General features: G+C 64.3%; 18 protein-coding genes. 16 read left to right on the forward strand and 2 right to left on the reverse strand.

The features are described 5' to 3' along the window. Nucleotides 1-631: 631 nt before the first annotated feature. Nucleotides 632-1,150, reverse strand: coding sequence for a thioredoxin family protein (locus K1X71_11405; protein MBX7073743.1), 519 nt, complete (start codon nt 1,148-1,150; stop codon nt 632-634). 382 nt (nt 1,151-1,532) lie between these two features. Between K1X71_11405 and flhA the strand changes: the two genes are divergently transcribed. The 5 genes from flhA to K1X71_11430 all read left to right on the forward strand — a co-directional run bounded on the left by flhA (nt 1,533) and on the right by K1X71_11430 (nt 6,993). After that, nucleotides 1,533-3,590: a flagellar biosynthesis protein FlhA gene (flhA, locus tag K1X71_11410; protein MBX7073744.1), complete on the forward strand. Its 2,058-nt coding sequence runs from the start codon at nt 1,533-1,535 to the stop codon at nt 3,588-3,590. Nucleotides 3,591-3,632: 42 nt separating this feature from the next. Further along, complete coding sequence (gene flhF, locus K1X71_11415) at nt 3,633-4,814, forward strand: flagellar biosynthesis protein FlhF (protein MBX7073745.1); 1,182 nt, start codon at nt 3,633-3,635, stop codon at nt 4,812-4,814. Between the two features lie 16 nt (nt 4,815-4,830). After that, nucleotides 4,831-5,766 carry a hypothetical protein gene (locus K1X71_11420; GenBank protein MBX7073746.1) on the forward strand — a complete coding sequence of 312 codons (936 nt, stop codon included), beginning with the start codon at nt 4,831-4,833 and terminating at the stop codon, nt 5,764-5,766. Between the two features lie 171 nt (nt 5,767-5,937). After that, complete coding sequence (locus K1X71_11425) at nt 5,938-6,102, forward strand: hypothetical protein (protein MBX7073747.1); 165 nt, start codon at nt 5,938-5,940, stop codon at nt 6,100-6,102. 84 nt (nt 6,103-6,186) lie between these two features. Then, complete coding sequence (locus tag K1X71_11430) at nt 6,187-6,993, forward strand: FliA/WhiG family RNA polymerase sigma factor (GenBank protein ID MBX7073748.1); 807 nt, start codon at nt 6,187-6,189, stop codon at nt 6,991-6,993. Nucleotides 6,994-7,083: 90 nt separating this feature from the next. Here the strand turns inward: K1X71_11430 and K1X71_11435 are convergent, their stop codons facing one another. Next, a complete protein-coding gene (locus K1X71_11435; GenBank protein ID MBX7073749.1) occupies nt 7,084-7,566 on the reverse strand; it encodes a DinB family protein in 483 nt (160 codons plus the stop codon). 156 nt (nt 7,567-7,722) lie between these two features. Here K1X71_11435 and eda point away from each other — a divergent pair, with 156 nt between their 5' ends. The 11 genes from eda (at nt 7,723) to K1X71_11490 (ending at nt 18,688) form a co-directional block, all read left to right on the forward strand. Then, nucleotides 7,723-8,370: a bifunctional 4-hydroxy-2-oxoglutarate aldolase/2-dehydro-3-deoxy-phosphogluconate aldolase gene (gene eda / locus K1X71_11440; protein MBX7073750.1), complete on the forward strand. Its 648-nt coding sequence runs from the start codon at nt 7,723-7,725 to the stop codon at nt 8,368-8,370. 424 nt (nt 8,371-8,794) lie between these two features. Then, on the forward strand, nt 8,795-9,250 hold the full coding sequence (locus K1X71_11445) for a hypothetical protein (GenBank protein MBX7073751.1): 456 nt from the start codon (nt 8,795-8,797) through the stop codon (nt 9,248-9,250). After that, nucleotides 9,234-9,611, forward strand: a complete 378-nt coding sequence (locus K1X71_11450) for a hypothetical protein (protein ID MBX7073752.1) — start codon at nt 9,234-9,236, stop codon at nt 9,609-9,611. The genes K1X71_11445 and K1X71_11450 overlap by 17 nt, the downstream gene beginning before the upstream one ends. Before the next feature lie 152 nt (nt 9,612-9,763). Then, entirely contained in the window at nt 9,764-10,723 is a 960-nt protein-coding gene (locus K1X71_11455) for a DUF1559 domain-containing protein (GenBank protein ID MBX7073753.1), read from the forward strand. A 192-nt stretch (nt 10,724-10,915) separates the two neighbouring features. After that, the gene (locus K1X71_11460; GenBank protein MBX7073754.1) at nt 10,916-12,871 is read left to right on the forward strand and encodes a hypothetical protein; all 1,956 of its coding nucleotides are present in this window, start codon (nt 10,916-10,918) and stop codon (nt 12,869-12,871) included. Between the two features lie 279 nt (nt 12,872-13,150). Beyond that, on the forward strand, nt 13,151-14,956 hold the full coding sequence (locus K1X71_11465) for a glycoside hydrolase family 2 (protein MBX7073755.1): 1,806 nt from the start codon (nt 13,151-13,153) through the stop codon (nt 14,954-14,956). A gap of 45 nt (nt 14,957-15,001) precedes the next feature. Further along, nucleotides 15,002-15,193: a hypothetical protein gene (locus tag K1X71_11470; GenBank protein ID MBX7073756.1), complete on the forward strand. Its 192-nt coding sequence runs from the start codon at nt 15,002-15,004 to the stop codon at nt 15,191-15,193. After that, nucleotides 15,180-15,623: a PIN domain-containing protein gene (locus K1X71_11475; protein MBX7073757.1), complete on the forward strand. Its 444-nt coding sequence runs from the start codon at nt 15,180-15,182 to the stop codon at nt 15,621-15,623. Before K1X71_11470 ends, K1X71_11475 begins: the two co-directional genes overlap by 14 nt. 140 nt (nt 15,624-15,763) lie before the next feature. After that, nucleotides 15,764-16,810: a DNA polymerase III subunit delta gene (gene holA / locus K1X71_11480; GenBank protein MBX7073758.1), complete on the forward strand. Its 1,047-nt coding sequence runs from the start codon at nt 15,764-15,766 to the stop codon at nt 16,808-16,810. After that, a complete protein-coding gene (locus K1X71_11485) occupies nt 16,807-17,925 on the forward strand; it encodes a mandelate racemase/muconate lactonizing enzyme family protein (protein MBX7073759.1) in 1,119 nt (372 codons plus the stop codon). Before holA ends, K1X71_11485 begins: the two co-directional genes overlap by 4 nt. Before the next feature lie 37 nt (nt 17,926-17,962). Next, nucleotides 17,963-18,688: a gamma-glutamyl-gamma-aminobutyrate hydrolase family protein gene (locus K1X71_11490; GenBank protein MBX7073760.1), complete on the forward strand. Its 726-nt coding sequence runs from the start codon at nt 17,963-17,965 to the stop codon at nt 18,686-18,688. Nucleotides 18,689-18,709: the final 21 nt, after the last annotated feature.

The following is an 18,709-nucleotide window of genomic DNA, read 5'->3' on the forward strand; positions in this document are numbered from 1 at the left end:
GAGGTAGCGACCGTAGGTCGCTGGTGAGGGGGCGCTCCTCTTTCAATCTGAAAAGCCCTCATCCGGCCTATCGGCCACCTTCTCCCGGAGGGAGAAGGTCGAACTCGACTTATCAGTCGCTTCCTCCACTCCGCGTCTCGGCGGTTTTCTTCTTCCCACCTCGCCCCCACGGAGCGAAGCGTAGTAGGGGGAGAGGTAGCGACCGTAGGTCGCTGGTGAGGGGGCGCTCCTCTTTCAATCTGAAAAGCCCTCATCCGGCCTATCGGCCACCTTCTCCCGGAGGGAGAAGGTCGAACTCGACTTATCAGTCGCTTCCTCCCCTCGGCGTCTCGGCGTCTCCGCGGTTTTCATCTCCCCACCTCGCCCCCACGGAGCGAAGCGTAGTAGGGGGAGAGGTAGCGACCGTAGGTCGCTGGTGAGGGGGGCTCCTCTTTCAATCTGAAAAGCCCTCATCCGGCCTATCGGCCACCTTCTCCCGGAGGGAGAAGGTCGAACTCGACTTATCAGTCGCCTCCCCCCTCTGCGTCTCCGCGTCTCGGCGGTTTTCGTCTTCCCTGGTCACTCAACTGCGAGCTCGGCGCCTTGACGACTTTGCGTTTCACTTCACCCTGGCATTCACCTCGTCGCCGTCCTACCGCACCATCGTCGGCGTCCAGTCGTTCAGCCGGGCCACGCTTTGCAACGCGGCCTGCATCTCCATCACCAGTCGGTGGGCCAGTTGCTTGCCCGTCACCCGCTCGAGCGCTTCGCCGTCGTGCGACAAAAAGACCAGCGTGGGCAGCACGTCCACTTTGTGCTGTTCGCACAATCGCGGCTGTTCGTCGGTGTCGACCAGCACGCAGACAAACCGCTCGGAGACCGCCACGACCGGGTCCTGGCAAAACGCGTCGGCCGCCATCTCATTGCAATAGCGGCAGGCGTGCGCGGTGAAATACAACAGCACCGGCTTGCCCTGCTCGCGCGCCTGGGCCAGGCCCGCCTCGTAGTTGTCGACAAACTCGATGCGCCCCCGCACGATCGCCGGCGGCGCGGGTTCTGGCGGCGGCGTGACAGCGGCCAGCGAGATGCTGTCGCCCGCTTGCTGGCAACCAGACGCCAGCAACAGCGACAAGGCCAAACAGCCAACGAGCCAGCGGCGATGCACCATCATGTGGGCCCGAATGAGCGGCGGCGGAAGTATGCGGTAGCGCCTGACTACCGCGCGGTCTAGTTGTTATCGCTTGGCGGCGGCGGCGAATTGAATAGCGGCGAGCCAGTCACCACAACTTCGCCAGCTTCGCTCGCTCGTCAGGCGCGTGCGCCGGCGCCGGCGCGCTGGCAAGTGCTTGTGCAGACGGCGGTTGCTCTGCGCCTGCATCGCCGCAATGAAGCGGGCGCAAGGCCGTCTGGACTTTGAAAATCGTTTCGATTAACTTCCGCCCCGCTTCCTGGGGCAGGCGAGCTTCTCGTCTTCCCTTGCGCTCGAAACCCATAGCCCAAAGACACGGATGTCTAGCGGCGCCACGACAGCTACGAGTCCGCTTGCGCCCTTTATGCGCAGCCAGGACCTGATCTTGCCGGTCGCGATCATCGCGAGCGTGCTGGTGATCTTGGTCCCGCTGCCGCCGGCGCTGATGGATGTGTTGTTGTCGGCCAACATCTGCATCTCGGTGCTCACGCTGCTCACCACCATCTACGTGGCGACGCCGCTCGAGTTCAGCATCTTTCCCACATTGCTGTTGGCGGTCACGCTGGGACGGCTGGTGCTCAACGTCGCCACCACGCGCTTGATTCTCACCCGCGCCGAGAGCGACGGCATGTTGGCCGCCGGCGGCGTGATCAAGAGCTTTGGCGAGTTCGTCGCCGGCGACGACATCGTGGTCGGGCTCATCATCTTCGTCATTATCCTGGTCATTCAGTTCGTGGTGATCACCAAAGGCGCCACGCGCATCAGCGAAGTCGCCGCGCGGTTCGCCTTGGACGGCATGCCCGGCCGCCAAATGGCCATCGACGCCGACCTGAACGCCGGCGTCATCGACGAGAAAGAAGCCCAGCGCCGCCGCAGCGAAATCACCCATCAGGCCGACTTCTTCGGCGCCATGGACGGCGCCAGCAAGTTCGTCCGCGGCGACGCCATCGCCGGGTTGGTCATCACCGTCATCAATATTGTCGGCGGCTTGGCGATCGGCGTCTTCGAGTCGGGCATGTCGCTGGCCGAGGCGTCGTCGATCTTCACCATGCTCACCATTGGCGACGGTCTGGTGAGCCAGGTGCCGGCGCTGTTGGTCTCGTTGGCCGCGGGCTTGCTGGTCACGCGCAGTTCGAGCGAAACCAACCTGCCGCGCGAGTTTTTGGGGCAGTTGTTCTCGCGCCCGCAGGCCATGCTGGTCACGGCCGCGTTTCTCATGCTGCTCACCGTCACCGATCTGCCCAAGCTGCCGCTGTCGGCCATCGCGGCCAGTTGCGTGGGATTGGCGGTGACGATGCGCAAAAAGGAACGCCAGGCGGTGGCGGTCGCCGCGGCGCAAGCCAAGGCCGAAGAAAAAAAGCCCGCCGAGGAGAAGATCGAAGACTACCTGGCCGTCGACCCCATGGAGCTGGAGATTGGCGTGGGGTTGATTCGCCTGGCCGATCCCAAACGCGGCGGCGACCTGCTCGAGCGCATCCAGCGCGTGCGCCAGAACGTGGCGGCCGAGCTCGGCATCATCCTCCCCAAGGTGCGCATCCGCGACAACATGCGGCTCGATCAGTTGCAGTACCGCTTCAAGATCGCCGATATGCCGGTCGCCGACGGCACGGTGCATCCCAATTTGCTGCTGGCCATGGAGTCGCCGTTGGTCAGCAACAAGATCGGCGGCATGCCGGGCAAAGACCCCGCCTTTGGCACGCCCGCCTTGTGGATCGACCCGCGCGAGCGCGACCAGGCCGAGATGAACGGCTATACGGTAGTCGAGCCGGGCAGCGTGGTGGCCACGCATCTCACCGAGGTCGTGCGCAAGCACGCCGACGAAATCCTCACGCGCGACGCCACCAAGCATCTGGTGAATCAGCTCAAAGAAACATCGCCGGCGGTGGTCGACGAGTTGATCCCTTCGCAGCTCAAGCTGCCCGAGGTTCAACAGATCCTGCAAATGCTGCTGCGCGAGCGCGTGCCGATCCGGCATCTGGGGCCGATCTTGGAAACGCTCGGCGACTACGCCTCGCGCACCAAGGATCCGATCTTGCTCGCCGAGTACGTGCGGCATCGGCTTGCCCGTGTGATCTGCACCAAGTATCGCGACGACAGCGGTCGGCTGCATGTGGTGACGCTCGACCCGGCGCTCGAAGACCGGATCCGCGCCGGCGTGGAGCACACCGAGCGCGGCTTGTTTCTGCGCATGTCTCCGCCGGCGGTCGACAAGACCTGCCAGATCATCGCCAAGGACGTGGAAAAGCTGGTGCTCGCGCATCGGCCTCCCATCGTGCTGGTGAGCCCGCAGATTCGCGCGGGGCTCAAGCAGATCACCGTGGGGCAACTGCCGAACCTGATTGTGCTGAGCTACAACGAAATCACGCGCGATACGCAGATCGAATCGGTGGCGCTGGTGGCCGACGAAATTCCGGGTCGCTGACGCCGTTCCTCCTTGAATGTCACTTAGTAGCACGCCATGGAAGTGAAAACCTTTCGAGCCGCGACGATGCAAGAGGCCCTGTCGCTCGTCCGTAGCGAGTTGGGCCCCGACGCCGCCGTGCTGCACACCCGGCTGTGCCGCCCCGCTGGCCTGTTGGGCTGGCTGCCCGGCCGCCGCGGCATCGAAGTGATCGCCTCGCGCGATGTGAATGTGCCGAGCCGCTTGCCGAGCCGCATGGCCCCGCGCCGCGATTGGGACGATGCGCGTCCCGAACCGCCCCGCGGCGCGCCCGTCCCGCCCGCTGCCGCGGCGCCCGCCGAGTTGCCGCCGGCGGCGCATCACGAGTTGAAAACACAAATCAGCGAACTGCAAGCCATGGTGGCTCGGCTCTATCAGAACGCCGAACCCAAAAAATCCACCGACCTGCAACCTGGCCTCTTCACGCTCTTCACCAACCTGATCGAAGCCGAGGTGGGCGAAACCATCGCCCGGCAACTGATCGAGCGCGTGCGACAAACAGCGGCGCCAAACGAACTGGCCGACTCACGTTTGGTTCAGGCGCGCTTGGAACAACTCCTCCAGGCCGACGTTCGCGCCAGCGGGCCCATTGCGCCACCCGGCGATCGCTGTCACACCGTGGCGCTGATCGGGCCCACTGGCGTCGGCAAGACCACCACCATCGCCAAGTTGGCCGCCAACTTTCGCCTGCGCGAACGGCGCCGCGTGGGCCTGATTACCGTCGACACCTATCGCGTGGCCGCGGTCGAGCAACTGCGCACCTACGCCGAGATCATCGACCTGCCGATGGAGGTCGTCTCCACGCCGCGCGAGATGCGCGCCGCTGTCGATCGCTTGTCGGATCAGGAGTTGGTGCTGGTCGACACGGCCGGCCGCAGCCCCACCGACGAAGTGCGCATTCAAGAGCTACGCGCCCTGTTGAACGAAGCCCGCGCCGCCGAGGTCCATCTGGTGCTCTCCAGCGTCGCCAGCGCCAACACGCTCAAGCGCACCATCGAGCGCTTCGCCTGCGCGCTGCCCACTTCGCTGTTGTTCACCAAGCTCGACGAAGCGCTCGCCTGCGGCAACCTGCTCGAGGTGCTGCTCGAAACGGGCTTGCCGGTGAGCTACCTCACCGACGGCCAAAACGTGCCCGACGATATCCAATCCGCCACGCCCGCCGAACTGGTGTCGCGGTTGTTGACCGCTGCGACGACAATCGCCTAACGGAACTCATTTTCAGATGCACATCGACCAGGCCAGCCAACTGCGCGATTTGGTCCGCCGCTCTCGCTGCGGCCAACGGCGCGACGCGCGCTGCGCGCGGCTCGTGGTGGTCGCCAGCAGTCAGCCCGGCGTCGGCGCCACCAGCGTCGCCGTCAATCTGGCGGCGCTGTGGAACGATGGCAAGCAGCGCGCGCTGTTGGTCGACGCCGATCTGGCGGCCGCCGGCGCCACTGCTCTGTGCGACATGCAGCCGAGCCGAACGCTGTGCGACGTGCTCTTGGGACGCTACTCATTGGAAGACGCCATCTCCGCAGGCCCCGGCAGCTTGCCGGTCGTCTGCGGCCTGTGGGGCAGCGAACTACTCGTATCGCAAACCGTGGCGGCCGCGCAGCAGTTGATCGAACCGCTGTTGGCGCTGGCCAACTTTCATGTCGTGCTCGCCGATGTAGGCCACGCGCGCTCGGCGCTGGCGCGCGAACTATGGCGCGCGGCCGACCTGACGCTGCTCGTGACCACGCCTGACAACCCGGCGGTGGTCAACGCCTATGGCGCCATCAAACAACAGGCGGCCAGCGGCTGCGCCACGCCGGTGCGCCTGCTGGTCAACCAGGCCGCCACCGACCGCCTGGCCCGCGACGTGGCCGAGCGATTGCAAGCATCGGCGCGCCGCTTCCTCGGCGCCGATGTCGCCCTGGCGGGCAGGATTCCCTTCGATCCGGCGCTCAAGCTGGCCGGACGGCATCGACAATTACTGGCGCAGACCGAACGCGACGCGCCGGCCCCCCGCGCGCTGACCCACACACGCGACGCGCTACAGGCCCACTGGGCCCGCGCCGCCACCGACCCATCCAACGAAAAACCAGCGCGGGAGCGCGCGGACAATTGCCCAATTTACGTACACGGAAAATCGCGCACAGAATCACTAAACGACGAGGTGTTGCTAGGCCGATAACAGTCGAGCACTATCGGCACTTCACCGATAGTCAAACTGTAACGGCAAGATTGAGTTTACTGGCGACGGGAGTCGGGCATCGTGGGCCGAGCCTATGCGGGCGTTCTCGGTCCTCTGGCAATGGCCACGATGTTGGCTCGGGAAGCGTCCTCCAGCGGGAACGCGAGCACGATGCTCCTTCACGCCTGGCTGTCGTTGGTGGTGTTCGCCCTCTTGGGTTCCATCATCGGCTTTCTAGCCGGCCGGATCGTGGAAGATTCGGTCCGGACGGAAATGTTGGCCGAGAAGGCAGCCTTGGCGGCGAGCGAATCGCTTCCGCGCGGCGCGGCGACTTAGTCGCTTCGCTCGCGGCAAACGACTCGCCCGCCTGGACGAACCGCTCAAACGCACGCTTCGCGCTAGTCAGTCACGGAGGATTGCATGACGACGCTGCTCGCTGTCGGTCGAATTCGTACGCACGTCGAAGAAGACATTCAAGAAGTCTGGAAGGCCTTCAAGGCCGACCCAGAAAACGAGCCGCTGCGTAATCGACTCATCGAGCAGTATCTGCCGCTGGTCAAGTACAACGGCGAACGCATCTGGTCGCGCCTGCCCGAAGGGGTGGAGCTGGACGACCTGGTGTCGGCCGGCGTGTTTGGCCTGATGGACGCGATCGACGCCTTCGACATGTCGCGCGGCGTGAAGTTCGAAACCTACTGCGTGCCGCGCATTCGCGGAGCCATGCTCGACGAGTTGCGCAGCATGGACTGGGTGCCGCGACTGGTGCGTTCGAAGTCGAGCAAGCTCAACGAAGGCATCAAAACGCTGGAAGCCAAGCTGGGCCGCCAGCCCAGCGAGGTCGAACTGGCCGAACACATGCAGTTGAGCGTGCCCGAACTGGAAAAGATGATCATGGACGCCAGCGCGGTGAACCTGATCAGCTTGAACAAAAAGTGGTACGAGACCGACAGCTACAAGGACGTTCGCGAGATCGACATTCTGGAGGACAAGAAGGGGGAAGACCCCACGCGCCGCATCCAGAAGACCGATCTGATGCGGCTGGTGACCAAGGGGCTCAACCGCAACGAGCGGCTCATCATCATCCTCTACTACTACGAAGAGCTGACGATGAAGGAAATTGGCGCCACGCTCGACCTGTCGGAAAGTCGCGTGAGCCAAATGCACAGCTCAATCGTGCAGCGACTGCAAAACCAACTCGGCCGCCGCCGCCCCGAGTTCGGCGGCTGATCGGCCGCGCCTCAAATCACGCAATCGCTCGCAGGCGGACCCGCAAGGGTCCGTTTGCGTTGGTGGATAGCGCGTACAGAGCCACTTTGATCAAAACAGCGGCGGCTTGCCCAACTGCCGCCGCACCACCGCCCACTGCCCGGCGTGCATCAGCCAGTGGCTGCCTTGCAACTCGAACACGGCGCCCACGCTCGGCGCGTAGGCCATGCCGGTCGGCTTGTCGAAATCGGCGTCTTGCGTCTTGGCCAGCGCGGCGAGCGTGGCTGCCCGCACCGCCTTGGCCGTCGCCAATAGCTCGGCCTTGTTGGAGAACTTCGCCGGGTCGTCGATCGTGGCGGTTTCCTTGGTGTACTTCTCCGCAAAGCCCGCCGGCAACGGCGGCATCGCGCCGGGCGCGACCGCTTCAATCATCTGCTGCTCGCTGCTGATGCAATGCCCTAGCTGCCAGTTGATGTGGTTGCAGCCAGGCGTCGGGCGGCGCAACAAGTCGGCGTCGGTCAGGTCGTCGACGTAGCCCATCGCCACTGTCTGTCCCATGTCGATCGAAAGTTTCAAGGCGTCGCGCGCGTTCATCGGGTATCTCCTCGCGTGAGAGGGCATTGCGGCCAATTGCCGAATTCTGCCCCGCGCCCGCCGTGCTGGCAAGTGGCGCGCCGCCCCGACGGTGGCCGGCGTTTTGGCGGTCGCCGCGCGTCATGGTAAAAGACTCTCAAAACATCAGGAGCCGTCATGTCGCGAGAAGTGCTACTGCAGCGCGTGCTAGACCTGGGCGTGGTCGCCATCCTCAGGGCCGATAGCGGCGCGCGACTGGCCGACGTGGCCGAGGCGCTAGTGGCCGGCGGCATCGACGTAATCGAAGTCACCTTCACCGTGCCGCAAGCGCATCGCGTGCTGGAAACCGTCGCCGCGCGGCTCGGCGCGCGCGCTCTCTTGGGCGCCGGCACCGTGCTCGACACCGAGACCGCTCGCATCGCCATCTTGTCGGGCGCCGAGTTTCTCGTCACGCCGGTGGTGCGGCCGGCGGTGATCGAACTGTGTCGCCGCTACTCCAAGCCGGTGATGCCCGGCGCCTTCACCCCGACCGAAGTGCTCACCGCTTGGGAGGCGGGCGCCGACATCGTGAAGATCTTTCCCAGCGAAGTCGTGGGCCCCGCCTATCTCAAGGCGCTCAAAGGCCCGCTGCCGCAGGTGCGCATGATGCCCACCGGCGGCGTCAGCGTGGAGAACGTGCATACCTACTTCGAGGCGGGCGCCGCGGCGGTCGGCGTCGGCGGCCTGTTGGCCAGCGCCCAACTCATCGCGGCCGGCGACCTGAAGACCATCGAGAACAACGCACGCCGTTTGGCCGAGGCCGTGCGCGCCTGCCGTGGCAAGTGACGGTGAACGATTCAATCCGAAATCAATATTCGTTAACCACCAGGGGCGCCGATTCCCATCGCCTTCACCTGCCCGTATTGCGGCAGCCAAACCGACGTCTCCGACGAGTTCATTGGCAAGACCGGCCCATGCGCCAAATGTGGGAAAAGCATCACCATCTCACGCGCCGAAGAGCCATCTATTCTGCCGCGGCTTCTAACGACAATTGGCCTCGCGCTGTTGGCCGGTGCTCTGATTGTGGCCATGGCTTACTACCTTCACTTTTTTGATTTGTTCACGGCGGGTCACGGTTGATCGCCATGATTCAACCCTCGCCCATCCAGTGCGGCAAATCCCGGCCGATCGAATGATCTGCGTGCTAATTTGACACCCGATTGCCGGAGTATAGGCTTCTAGTAGTTCGACACTTCGAAGGAACGACAAAGTGGCCAGTTCAACTCCATCATCCGCCGATAGACCGATTCAGCTCCTTTGGGACGATGGTCAGGTTGGCATCACTCCCGAGGACGAAAATCGCTTTGTCATGGCGTTGCCGACCAAGGTCGACTCCGCTCAGCAGCAGGTTGCCCTCGATCGGTTGCGAACCCAGCTTCGCTCCGACTTCTTTCCGATCGTTCACCGGTGGTGTCACAACCATGCCGAGCGCGTGCTGGCCTGCTACATGACGGCGCCGGCCGATCATTACACGATTTACGTCGTGACTCGATCCAATCGCTTTGATCTCACGTTGAGCGATGCGGTTGCCGAGTTGGACTCGCAGTTGTTCGGCGCCAATTGGCCGGTCGAAGTGCTGCAAATCCCGGCCAGCAACGACCAACAATTGCGGGCGTTCTTCGACCCGGCAAGCTCGCTCGAGATTTATCATGCCCAGCGCGGCTGAGCATCGAGAAAAGTGCGAACGACATCGCCAGTTTCTCGCCATTGTGCCCGACGAGTTTCCGGATTGGCTTGCCACGGTCGCCTTCTATATTGGTGTGGAAGCGATCGAAATGATGCTTGCCGAACGCGGCGCGCACAGCCGCGATCATCACGAGCGAAACCAGGCGGTCAAACGACAGTTTCCCAGCCTCAACGCATCTTGGCACACGCTCTACAACATGTCGTTGGATGTGCGCTATCTGACCGCCGACCACTTTCCGACCATCGGCGAAGTGCGTTCCCAGCTCATCGATCGCAAACTGGCGCATGTGCTGAGTTTCGCCCGCGCTCATAGCGCAGAGGGGAAGCGGCTGAAAGCCTGAATCTCGTCCCCAGCCGATCGGTGCAGTAGCAGTCCGCGGCCCGAATTTGCCGAACTATTCGATTTGCTGGTCAGACCGGCGCCGCGCCACCATAATGACCCGGCCTCGTCACCCAGTAGCCTCCCGTCACTTCAAACTTTAGCGAGGGGCCGATGCCAATCTCTTACGCCTGCCCGCACTGCGGCAACCAAACCCAAGTCTCCGACGAGTTCGCCGGCATGTCGGGCCCGTGCGCCAAGTGCGGGCAGACGATCACCATCCCCGGCCTGCCAGGGCAAGCGGCGCTGCCCCCCGGCTATGCCCCGCCGGCGCGCAAGAGCTCGCCGCTCAAGTGGGTGCTGGTGATCGTGGGCAGCATGCTGCTGCTCTTGTGCTGTAGTGGTATCCCGATCGCGCTGCTGTTGCCGGCGGTGCATGCCGCGCGCGAGGCGGCGCGACGGACGACGTGCACCAACAATCTCAAGCAAATTGGCATCGCGCTGCACAGCTACCACGACTCATTTGGTTCATTTCCGCCAGCGTATATTCCTGACGCCAATGGCCGGCCGCTGGTCAGTTGGCGCGTGCTGATTCTGCCGTTCCTCGAAGAGCAGGAGTTGTACGACGAGTACAAGCTCGACGAGCCTTGGGACAGTCCGCACAACCTGGCGCTAGCGCATCGCATGCCGCCATACTTCGCCTGCCCCAGCGATCCTGATGCCATGGGGCAATACACCAGCTACGTGGCCAATGCCGGCCCCAACCGCATGTTTCAAGCGCCTGAGCCGATCCAGTTGCGCGATATCACCGATGGGATGTCGAACACGATCGCCGTCATGGAGGCGGCCGACTCCAAGATCGTCTGGACCGAACCGCGCGACACCAGCGAACAGATCGAATATGCCAGCGACCCCACCAACGGCAGCACGCACCCCGGCGGCAGCAACGCGCTGTATGCCGATGGCTCAGTGCAATTTCTGTCCAACGACATCGACACGGCGGTCCTCGACCAACTGCTGATCATCAACGACGAAGGCGCCGCCGGCGCTCCGCGCGCAGAAATGGGCAACGACCGAGAACCGGGCGCGGCGTATGATGATCGCGACCCATCATCCACCGACGCTGAGCCATAGCGCCAGCACTGCTGGCAAATCAGCGGCCGGCAAACTTTCGCCGCGCTGCGCCGTTTGACCCTCTCGCCGGCGCTGGCTACAGCGCGTGCGCCTGCGCGGCCGATAAGCCACGATGGCGGTCTCTTCCCGCGCGACGGCGCGCGGGCGGCAATTTTCTGGACCGCGACCGTCGCACCGCGTGGCGAAATGAGCATGAACTGGCCGTTGCGCTCCCTCGCTCTCGGACTGGCCCTGGCCAGCGCCGATGGCGCCAGCGCGCAGCCCGCCGCGCCGCCGACCGCCGGCCCGCCACCGGCCAACTACAGCGCGCCGGTGAACCCCGCGCCCCGCGCCGCGTCGGCGGTGGCGCCCCTCTTTACCCGGCAAACCGTGTTCGCCATTCCGTTCAAAATCGACGCCAGCGCCGGCGGCCAGCGCCCGGCCGGCGTGCAGCTTCATCTCTCCGACGATGGCGGACGCACCTGGCGGCTCTACGAGCAAGTGGAGCCGGGCGCCAGCAAATTCAACTTTCGCGCCGATCACGACGGCGACTATCAATTTTTTGTCCGCACGCTCGACAGCGCCGGCCAACTGCAACCCTCCGCGCCGCCTCAAGCCGAGCTGCGCGTGGTGGTCGATACCCTCGCGCCGCGACTGGAGATCAGCGCCACGCAGGCTCAGTCGGGCGAGATCCACGTTCAGTGGCGAGCGCTCGATCGCTTCTTGAAACCACAAAGCCTGAAGGTCGAGTTCCAGGTCGACGGCAGCACGGAGTGGAACGCCGTCACCGTCCCACCGGTCGCCCCTGGCGCCGAAAAGATCGACTCCGGCGAACTCACCTTCTGGCCCGGCGCCGCCGTCCGCGATGTGGTGATCCGGGCGCAGGTCGACGACGAGGCGGGCAACCCCGCGCTAGCGCAAACCGAAGTCGGCGACGGCGCCGCGATTCGCCAGGCGGCGACGCGCAAAGAAGAACCGCTCGACGCGGCGCCAGGCCAATGGCAGTCGATCGACGACCAGGCCAGTCCCGGCGGCAAGCGCTGGACCACCGCCAGCACCGCCCAGCGCCCGCTAGGCGCCGAGCCAGCGCCAGAAGATATTGGCCCGCCTCCGGTGGCCGAAGAAGTGCCGGCCGGCGCGCCCGTGGGGCGCGTCGCCGATTCGTACGCGCCCCCCGCCCGCACGCCGATCGAAACCACTTCCAGCTCCGAAGAGGTCGCGCCCGAGAGCGACCCCTTCTTGTCGCGCGCCCCCCACGAGTTGCCTCCCACCGAGGCCGAGATGGTGGCGCCCGGCGCCGAGCAGGTCGCGCCCGCGGCGGAAGAGAGCATCGCGCCGGAGGAATACGTGGCGCCCGACGAACCCGCCATGACCGCGCCCGATGTGGCCGACGAGCCTGACACCAGCGAACTGGTCATCGCGCCCGCGCAAGAACCGACGCCGCCGGTCGATCCTGCTCCCTTGGCCCGCGACCCGCGCTACAACTTCGATCGGCTCCCCGCTGGACAGCGGCCGCGGCTGGTCAACTCGCGCAAGTTCGAAATCGATTACGAAGTGGAGGCGATCGGCGCCGTCGCCATCAGCAAGATCGAACTGTGGGGCACGCGCGATGGCGGCCAAACGTGGTCGAGCTTCGGCTTTGACAACGACAATCGCAGTCCCTTTACCGTGGCGGTCGATCAAGAGGGGACGTTCGGCTTTCGACTGGTGGTCGAAACCGCCAACGGACTCGGCGGCCTGCCGCCGCGCAGTGGCGACACCGCCGACGTGTGGGTAGCGGTCGATCAAACCAAGCCGGCGGTCCGCCTGCTATCGGTCGACGAGCGCCCCGGCGACGATATCAGCAACCTGGTGATTCGCTGGGAGGCCGAAGACCTGCTGCTGGCCGCCAATCCCATTGTCATCTCTTATAGCGACCGCGCGAGTGGGCCGTGGACCGTCGTCGCCGAGGGACTGGACAACACCGGCGAGTATGTCTGGCGGGTCGATCGCCGCATGCCCGCACGCATCTATTTGCAAGTGCAGGCCCGCGACGAGGCGGGCAACCTCGGCGCCGCCGAGACGCCCAACGCCATCTCGCTGGAGCGGTTGCGTCCGCAAGGGCGCATCCGGCAGATTCGCCCCTCGCGCGACGCTAAGCGCAAAGGCGGCTGGTCCTTCTTGCGCTAGTCGCCGCTGCGCTACCTCTGCTTGCCAACAAGCTTCGCGCGCGGCAGCGGTCTTTGTTCAATACCAATGCGCCGCGACCGTGCGCTACGCGCCCAAAATTTTACGCGCGGCGCTCCACGATTTGCCTACATCACCGATCGCTGCTGCAATATGCTTATGATTTGCGTGTTGAGAAATGATTAGCTCCGACCAACCTGCGCGAGAAATGAATCGGCTGAAATGCGATTCCGCAGACTCTAGCTCAGCGCGGCGCTTGAAAAACACCAGGGAAACAGCGTCATGAAAATTGTTGTCGCAGCGATGGTCACCGCGTGCGCCGTCGTGGCTAGCACACCGGCCGCCGAGCCGTTCAAATCCGATCTGATCACCGAGTGGGGCGCTGCGGTCACCCCAGAGAACGCCTGGACCGAATACCCCCGGCCCCAGATGGCGCGCGAACAATGGCAATGCCTGAACGGCCAGTGGGATTACGCCATCACTCCCGCCACGCAGACCGACAAACCTAAAAAGTGGGATGGCAAGATACTGGTCCCGTTCGCCCTCGAGTCACGGCTAGGGGGCGTGCAGCGCTTGCTCGCCGCGGACGAGGCGTTGTGGTATCGCCGCCCCTTCTCGGTCGCTGGTGCTGGCCAGCGGCGCACGCTGCTCAATTTCGAAGCCGTTGATTACCGCTGCGATGTCTACGTCAACGATCGCCCCGTCGGCGCGCATCAAGGGGGCAACACCGCCTTCTCCTTCGACATCACAGACGCCTTGCGCGATGGCGAAAACGAACTGGTCGTGCGCGTCACCGACCAGACTGAAGAATGGCAACTGCGCGGCAAGCAGGTGCGCAAGCCCGAGGGCATCTGGTACACGCAAGTATCTGGCATCTGGCAAACCGTCTGGCTGGAACAGGTGGCGCCGACGCATCTGGCCGACCTCAAGCTGGGCGCCGATATCGAGAAGGGAACCATCACCGTCAAGCCGCGTGTGGCCGGCGACGCGTCAGGAACCAAGATCCGCGCCGTCGCCAAGGAGGGGGATCGCGTCGTCGCGGAGGCCACCGCCGACGGCGAACTGACGCTGGTCATCCCCGACGCCAAGCTCTGGTCCCCCGCCGCGCCGCATCTCTACGACCTGGAGATTTCGCTCTCCGGCGCCGACGGCCAGTCGCTCGATCACGTGCGCTCGTACGCCGGCATTCGTTCGGTGGGCAAAACGCGCGACGCCGACGGCAATTGGCGCTTCACGCTCAACGGCAAACCGATCTTTCATTGGGGGCCCCTCGATCAAGGTTGGTGGCCCGATGGCTTGCTCACTCCACCCTCCGACGAGGCGATGCGCTTTGACATCGAGTTCTTGAAGTCCGCTGGCTTCAACATGATTCGCAAGCACATCAAGGTGGAACCGCGGCGCTATTACTATCACTGCGATCGTCTCGGCATGCTGGTGTGGCAAGACCAGGTGAGCGGCGGCAAGAATCCCCCCTGGACCCGCCTCAAGCCCGACCCGCAAGACGCCGATTGGCCCGCCGCCGAACACGAGCAGTTCATGCTCGAACTCGAACGCATGATCAGCCAGTTGGAAAACCATCCCTCAATTGTCGTGTGGGTCCCCTTCAACGAGGCCTGGGGGCAGCATCGCACCGTCGAGGTGGGCAAGTGGGTCGCAAAGCGCGATCCGTCGCGCCTGGTGAACATCGCCAGCGGCGGCAACTTCTGGCCGGTCGGCGATGTGGTCGACACCCATAACTATCCCCATCCCACCGAAGCTCTCGACGAAGATCGCTTTGCCGACTACATCCGCGTGATGGGGGAGTTTGGCGGTCATGGGCTACTGGTCCCCGGGCACGTGTGGGACGCCAACCGCCGTAACTGGGGCTATAGCCTCGCCAAGTCCAAAGACGAATACACCGCGCGCTATCGCGATTCGCTCCAGCGCCTGAACGACTTGCGAAAGAAAGGGATCGCCGCCGGTGTCTATACCCAAACCACCGATGTCGAAGGAGAAATCAACGGGCTTTTGACCTACGATCGCAAGGCAGTCAAAATTCCGGCCAAGGACCTGGCCCAAGAGCACCGGATTCTCTTTCAAGACGATTGACCTGAACCTAACAAGGTGCGCTGCCTTCCTGAAATTGGAGGAGCAATGGAAAGTATCGACGTACGCGGGTTGCCAGAGCCATTCGTTAAGGCCATTGCCGCGATGGTGGAATGCCTTCGCCGACAGCCAGTGGATAGCGAAAAAGGGCCACCGACCAAACCGGTGCGACTGTCGACCTGGCCCGGCAAGGTGCTCGGCCAGCTAACCCGCGAGGAGATCTACGATGACCGCGACTGACCAAGCGCTCGTCGACACGAATGTTCTGGTCTATGCGTATTTTCAAGATAGTGAGCATTTCGAGGCAAGTCGCACATTGCTGGAAGCGGCTCAGAACGAGAATGCTGGGCTGTGCGTCGCGCCGCAGAACTTGTTTGAATTCTTTGCGACGGTGACTAATGCGCGCCGAGTGTCACAAGCGAAAAGCTGTGAGGAGGCGCTAAAAGCCATCGAAGAAATTCTGTCGCTTCCAGGTATGGAACTCCTTGTTGTGCCCGCGGACGTTGTATCCCGATGGGCCGACCTCATTCGTCAGGCGCCAGTGGCCGCGAAAAGATCGTTCGATCATCAACTGGCCGCAACCATGCTGGCGAACGGCGTCCTACGGATCTTTACCTTCAACGTCAGCGATTTTCGCGCAATTTCGAGCATTGAGGCAGTGACTCCTTGATTCGGCATCTCGACCCAAGCGTCGTTGCCCGCTTCATCCTCCGCTCAGGTTCTGGTCTACTGGGCACTCGACGTGCGCCATCGGATTGACTCGAAAACGGCCGACCGGCGCTGCTATCACGCATCCCCTTGCCGACCACCATGGCCGCCGCCACGCTCCACGCCATCGACTATCTCGACCAGCCGCAAAAGCATCCGCCGCGGCCGGCGATCGCCGTCAGCGGCGACGAGCGCTTTCTTAAGCGGCTGGTAATCGAAACGCTGCGCCGCGCGGCGCTCGGCGAAGACAACGACTTTTCGCAAACCGTTTTTTCCGGCGATACCGCCACGCTCCGCGACGTGCTCGACGAGTTAGACACCGTCTCGCTGTTCGGACCGGGCGGCCGCTTCATCGTGGTCGAAGACGCCGACGATTTCGTCAGCCGTTACCGCGCCGAGCTAGAGGACTATGTGGCCAAACCGGCCAAGGCCAGCACTCTGCTACTCGATGTCAAAAGCTGGCCCAGCAACACGCGACTGGCCAAGGCGATCGCCGCCAGCGGACTGACCATCGAAGCCACGGCGCCCACCGCGGCCAAGCTGCGCAAGTGGCTGGCGGCCTGGTCGCAAAAGCGGCATGGCAAAGAGCTTGCCGGCGACGCGCTCGATCTGCTGTTGGAGATCGTCGGCCCGCAGCCGGGCCTGTTGGACCAGGAACTGGCTAAGCTGGCGGCGGCCATCGGCGACGCGCCGGCCATCGATGTCCGGCAGGTCGAAGAGCTAGTCGGCGGTTGGCGCGCCAAAACCACTTGGGAAATGCTCGACGCCGCGCTCGCCGGCAACGCCCCGACCGCGCTGGTCGAACTCGATCGGCTCCTCATCGGCGGCGAGAACCCCATTGGGCTTTTGGGACAGGTCGGCTCGACGTTGCGCCGCCTGGCCGCTGCCACGCGCCTGGTGGAAGAAGCCGAACAAGCCGGCCGCCGCGCGTCGCTCCGCGCCGCGCTCGAAGAGGTTGGCGTGCGTCCCTTTGTCGTCGCCAAGAGCGAATCGCAACTGCGCCAACTCGGCCGCCAACGCGCCGGCAAACTCTGCCAGTGGCTGCTCGACGCCGATCTGGCCCTCAAGGGTGACAGTCAGTTGCCCGCGCGCACGGTGCTGGAACAACTCGTGGTCCGCATGGCGCGACAACCGCAAGGAGCCAAATGAAGATCACCGACATACTCGTGCATCGACTGGTTGGCGGCACGCCCGATGGCGGCTGGCCAGATGGCCACGCGCCCGAGGACGACCTGCACGCGCTGGTCGAAGTGCGCACCGACGGCCCGCTTTACGGCGTCGGCAGCGTGTTCACCGGCCATGCGCTGGTGCAAGCCGGCGTCGATTTCTTGCGCCCACAGTGGCACGGCGAAGCCCCCCTCGAACCCGAACGCGTCACCGAAAAGCTGCGCCAAGCCAGCTTCTGGCAGGGACGCGGCGGCGCCATCGAACACGTCATCTCCGGCATCGATATCGCGCTGTGGGACCTCTTGGGCAAGGCGTGCGGGCAGCCCGTGTCGCGTTTGCTCGGCGGCTGCTACCGCCAAAAGATCAAACCGTATGGCTCCATCCTGTTCGACGAGCCCAATCGCCTGCGCGACACCTTGCAGGCGACCGTCGCCCGCGGCTTTCGCGCGATCAAGCTGGGCTGGCGTCCGTTTGGGCGCGTGAGCCACGACTACGACGAGCTGCTGGTGCGCACTGCCCGCGACACCGTGGGCGGCCAGGTCGAGCTATTGGTCGACGCCGGCGGCAGCGAACAGTTCTGGCCGCATGGCTACAAGTGGGCGCTGCGCACCGCCGAGATGCTGGCGGCCTACGAGATTGGCTGGTTCGAGGAGCCGCTCGCGCCGGACGACATCGAAGGCTATATTCGCCTGCGAGAACATTCCCCCGTGCCGATCGCCGGCGGCGAGGTGCTCACGCGGCGGCAGGCGTTTCTGCCGTGGATCGAGCGCGGCGCGGTCGACATCATTCAGCCAGACGCCACCAAATGCGGCGGTCTCAGCGAGGCGCGGCGCGTCGCCTGGATGGCGCACGATCATGGCATACAAATGGTCAGCCACGGCTGGAACACGGCGGTGGGGCTCGCGGCCGACCTCCATCTAGCGGCGGCCATGCCGGTGGCCCGCTTTGTGGAGTACATCACCCCCGCGCCGTATATCGAAGAGATCGTCGTCGATCCGCCGCGGCTCGACGCCGAAGGACTGCTGTCCATCCCGACGGCGCCGGGGCTGGGCATTGAACTGAATCGCGACGCCCTGCGCCGCTTCGCCGGCAAGTGACGCGCGCTGGGTGGGCGCCGCGAGGCAAGGAAACTCGATGAAACCCGTGCTTGTCTTTCGGCATGTCGCCCGCGAACCGTTGGGCACGATCGACGGCGTGTTTCGCCGCGCTGGCGTCGCCTTTCAATATGTCGATCTGTATCACAACCCGCCGCGCGAGTTTCACCCAGAACTCTTGGCCGGGTTGGTGGTGCTCGGCGGACCCATGAACGTCGACGAGCAAGATCGCTTTCCGTTTCTGGCCCCCGAGATCGACTGGATACGCCAGGCGATCGCGGCCCAGATTCCGCTGCTCGGCATCTGCCTCGGCTCGCAGTTGATCGCCGCGGCGCTCGGCGCGCCGGTGCGGCACAATCCCACCAAGGAAATTGGCTGGTACGAGGTCGAAACAACGCCGGCGGCCGACAGCGACCCGCTGCTGCGGCATTTCGCCGCGCGCGAAACCATTTTCCAATGGCACGGCGACACGTTCGATTTGCCCGCCGGCGCGGAACAATTGGCGCGATCGGCCATTTGCGAGCAGCAGGCCTTTCGTTACGGCCGGCAAACCTGGGCCTTGCAGTTTCACCTGGAAGTGACGCCAGAAATCATCGATTGCTGGATCGACGATCCTGACGGCTGTGCCGAATTGAGCAAGCTAGACTATATTGATCCGGCTCAGGTTCGCCGCGATGTCCCGCGGCGGCTCCCGCCCATGCAGCGGCTGGCCGATCAGGTGTTTGGCGAGTTCGCGGCGCTGTGCCAACAGCGCGCCGGCGGCTAGCCCGCCTCCCAGACACGCCCC

The sequence above is a fragment of the Pirellulales bacterium genome (assembly GCA_019694455.1).
Lineage (GTDB): Bacteria > Planctomycetota > Planctomycetia > Pirellulales > JAEUIK01 > JAIBBY01.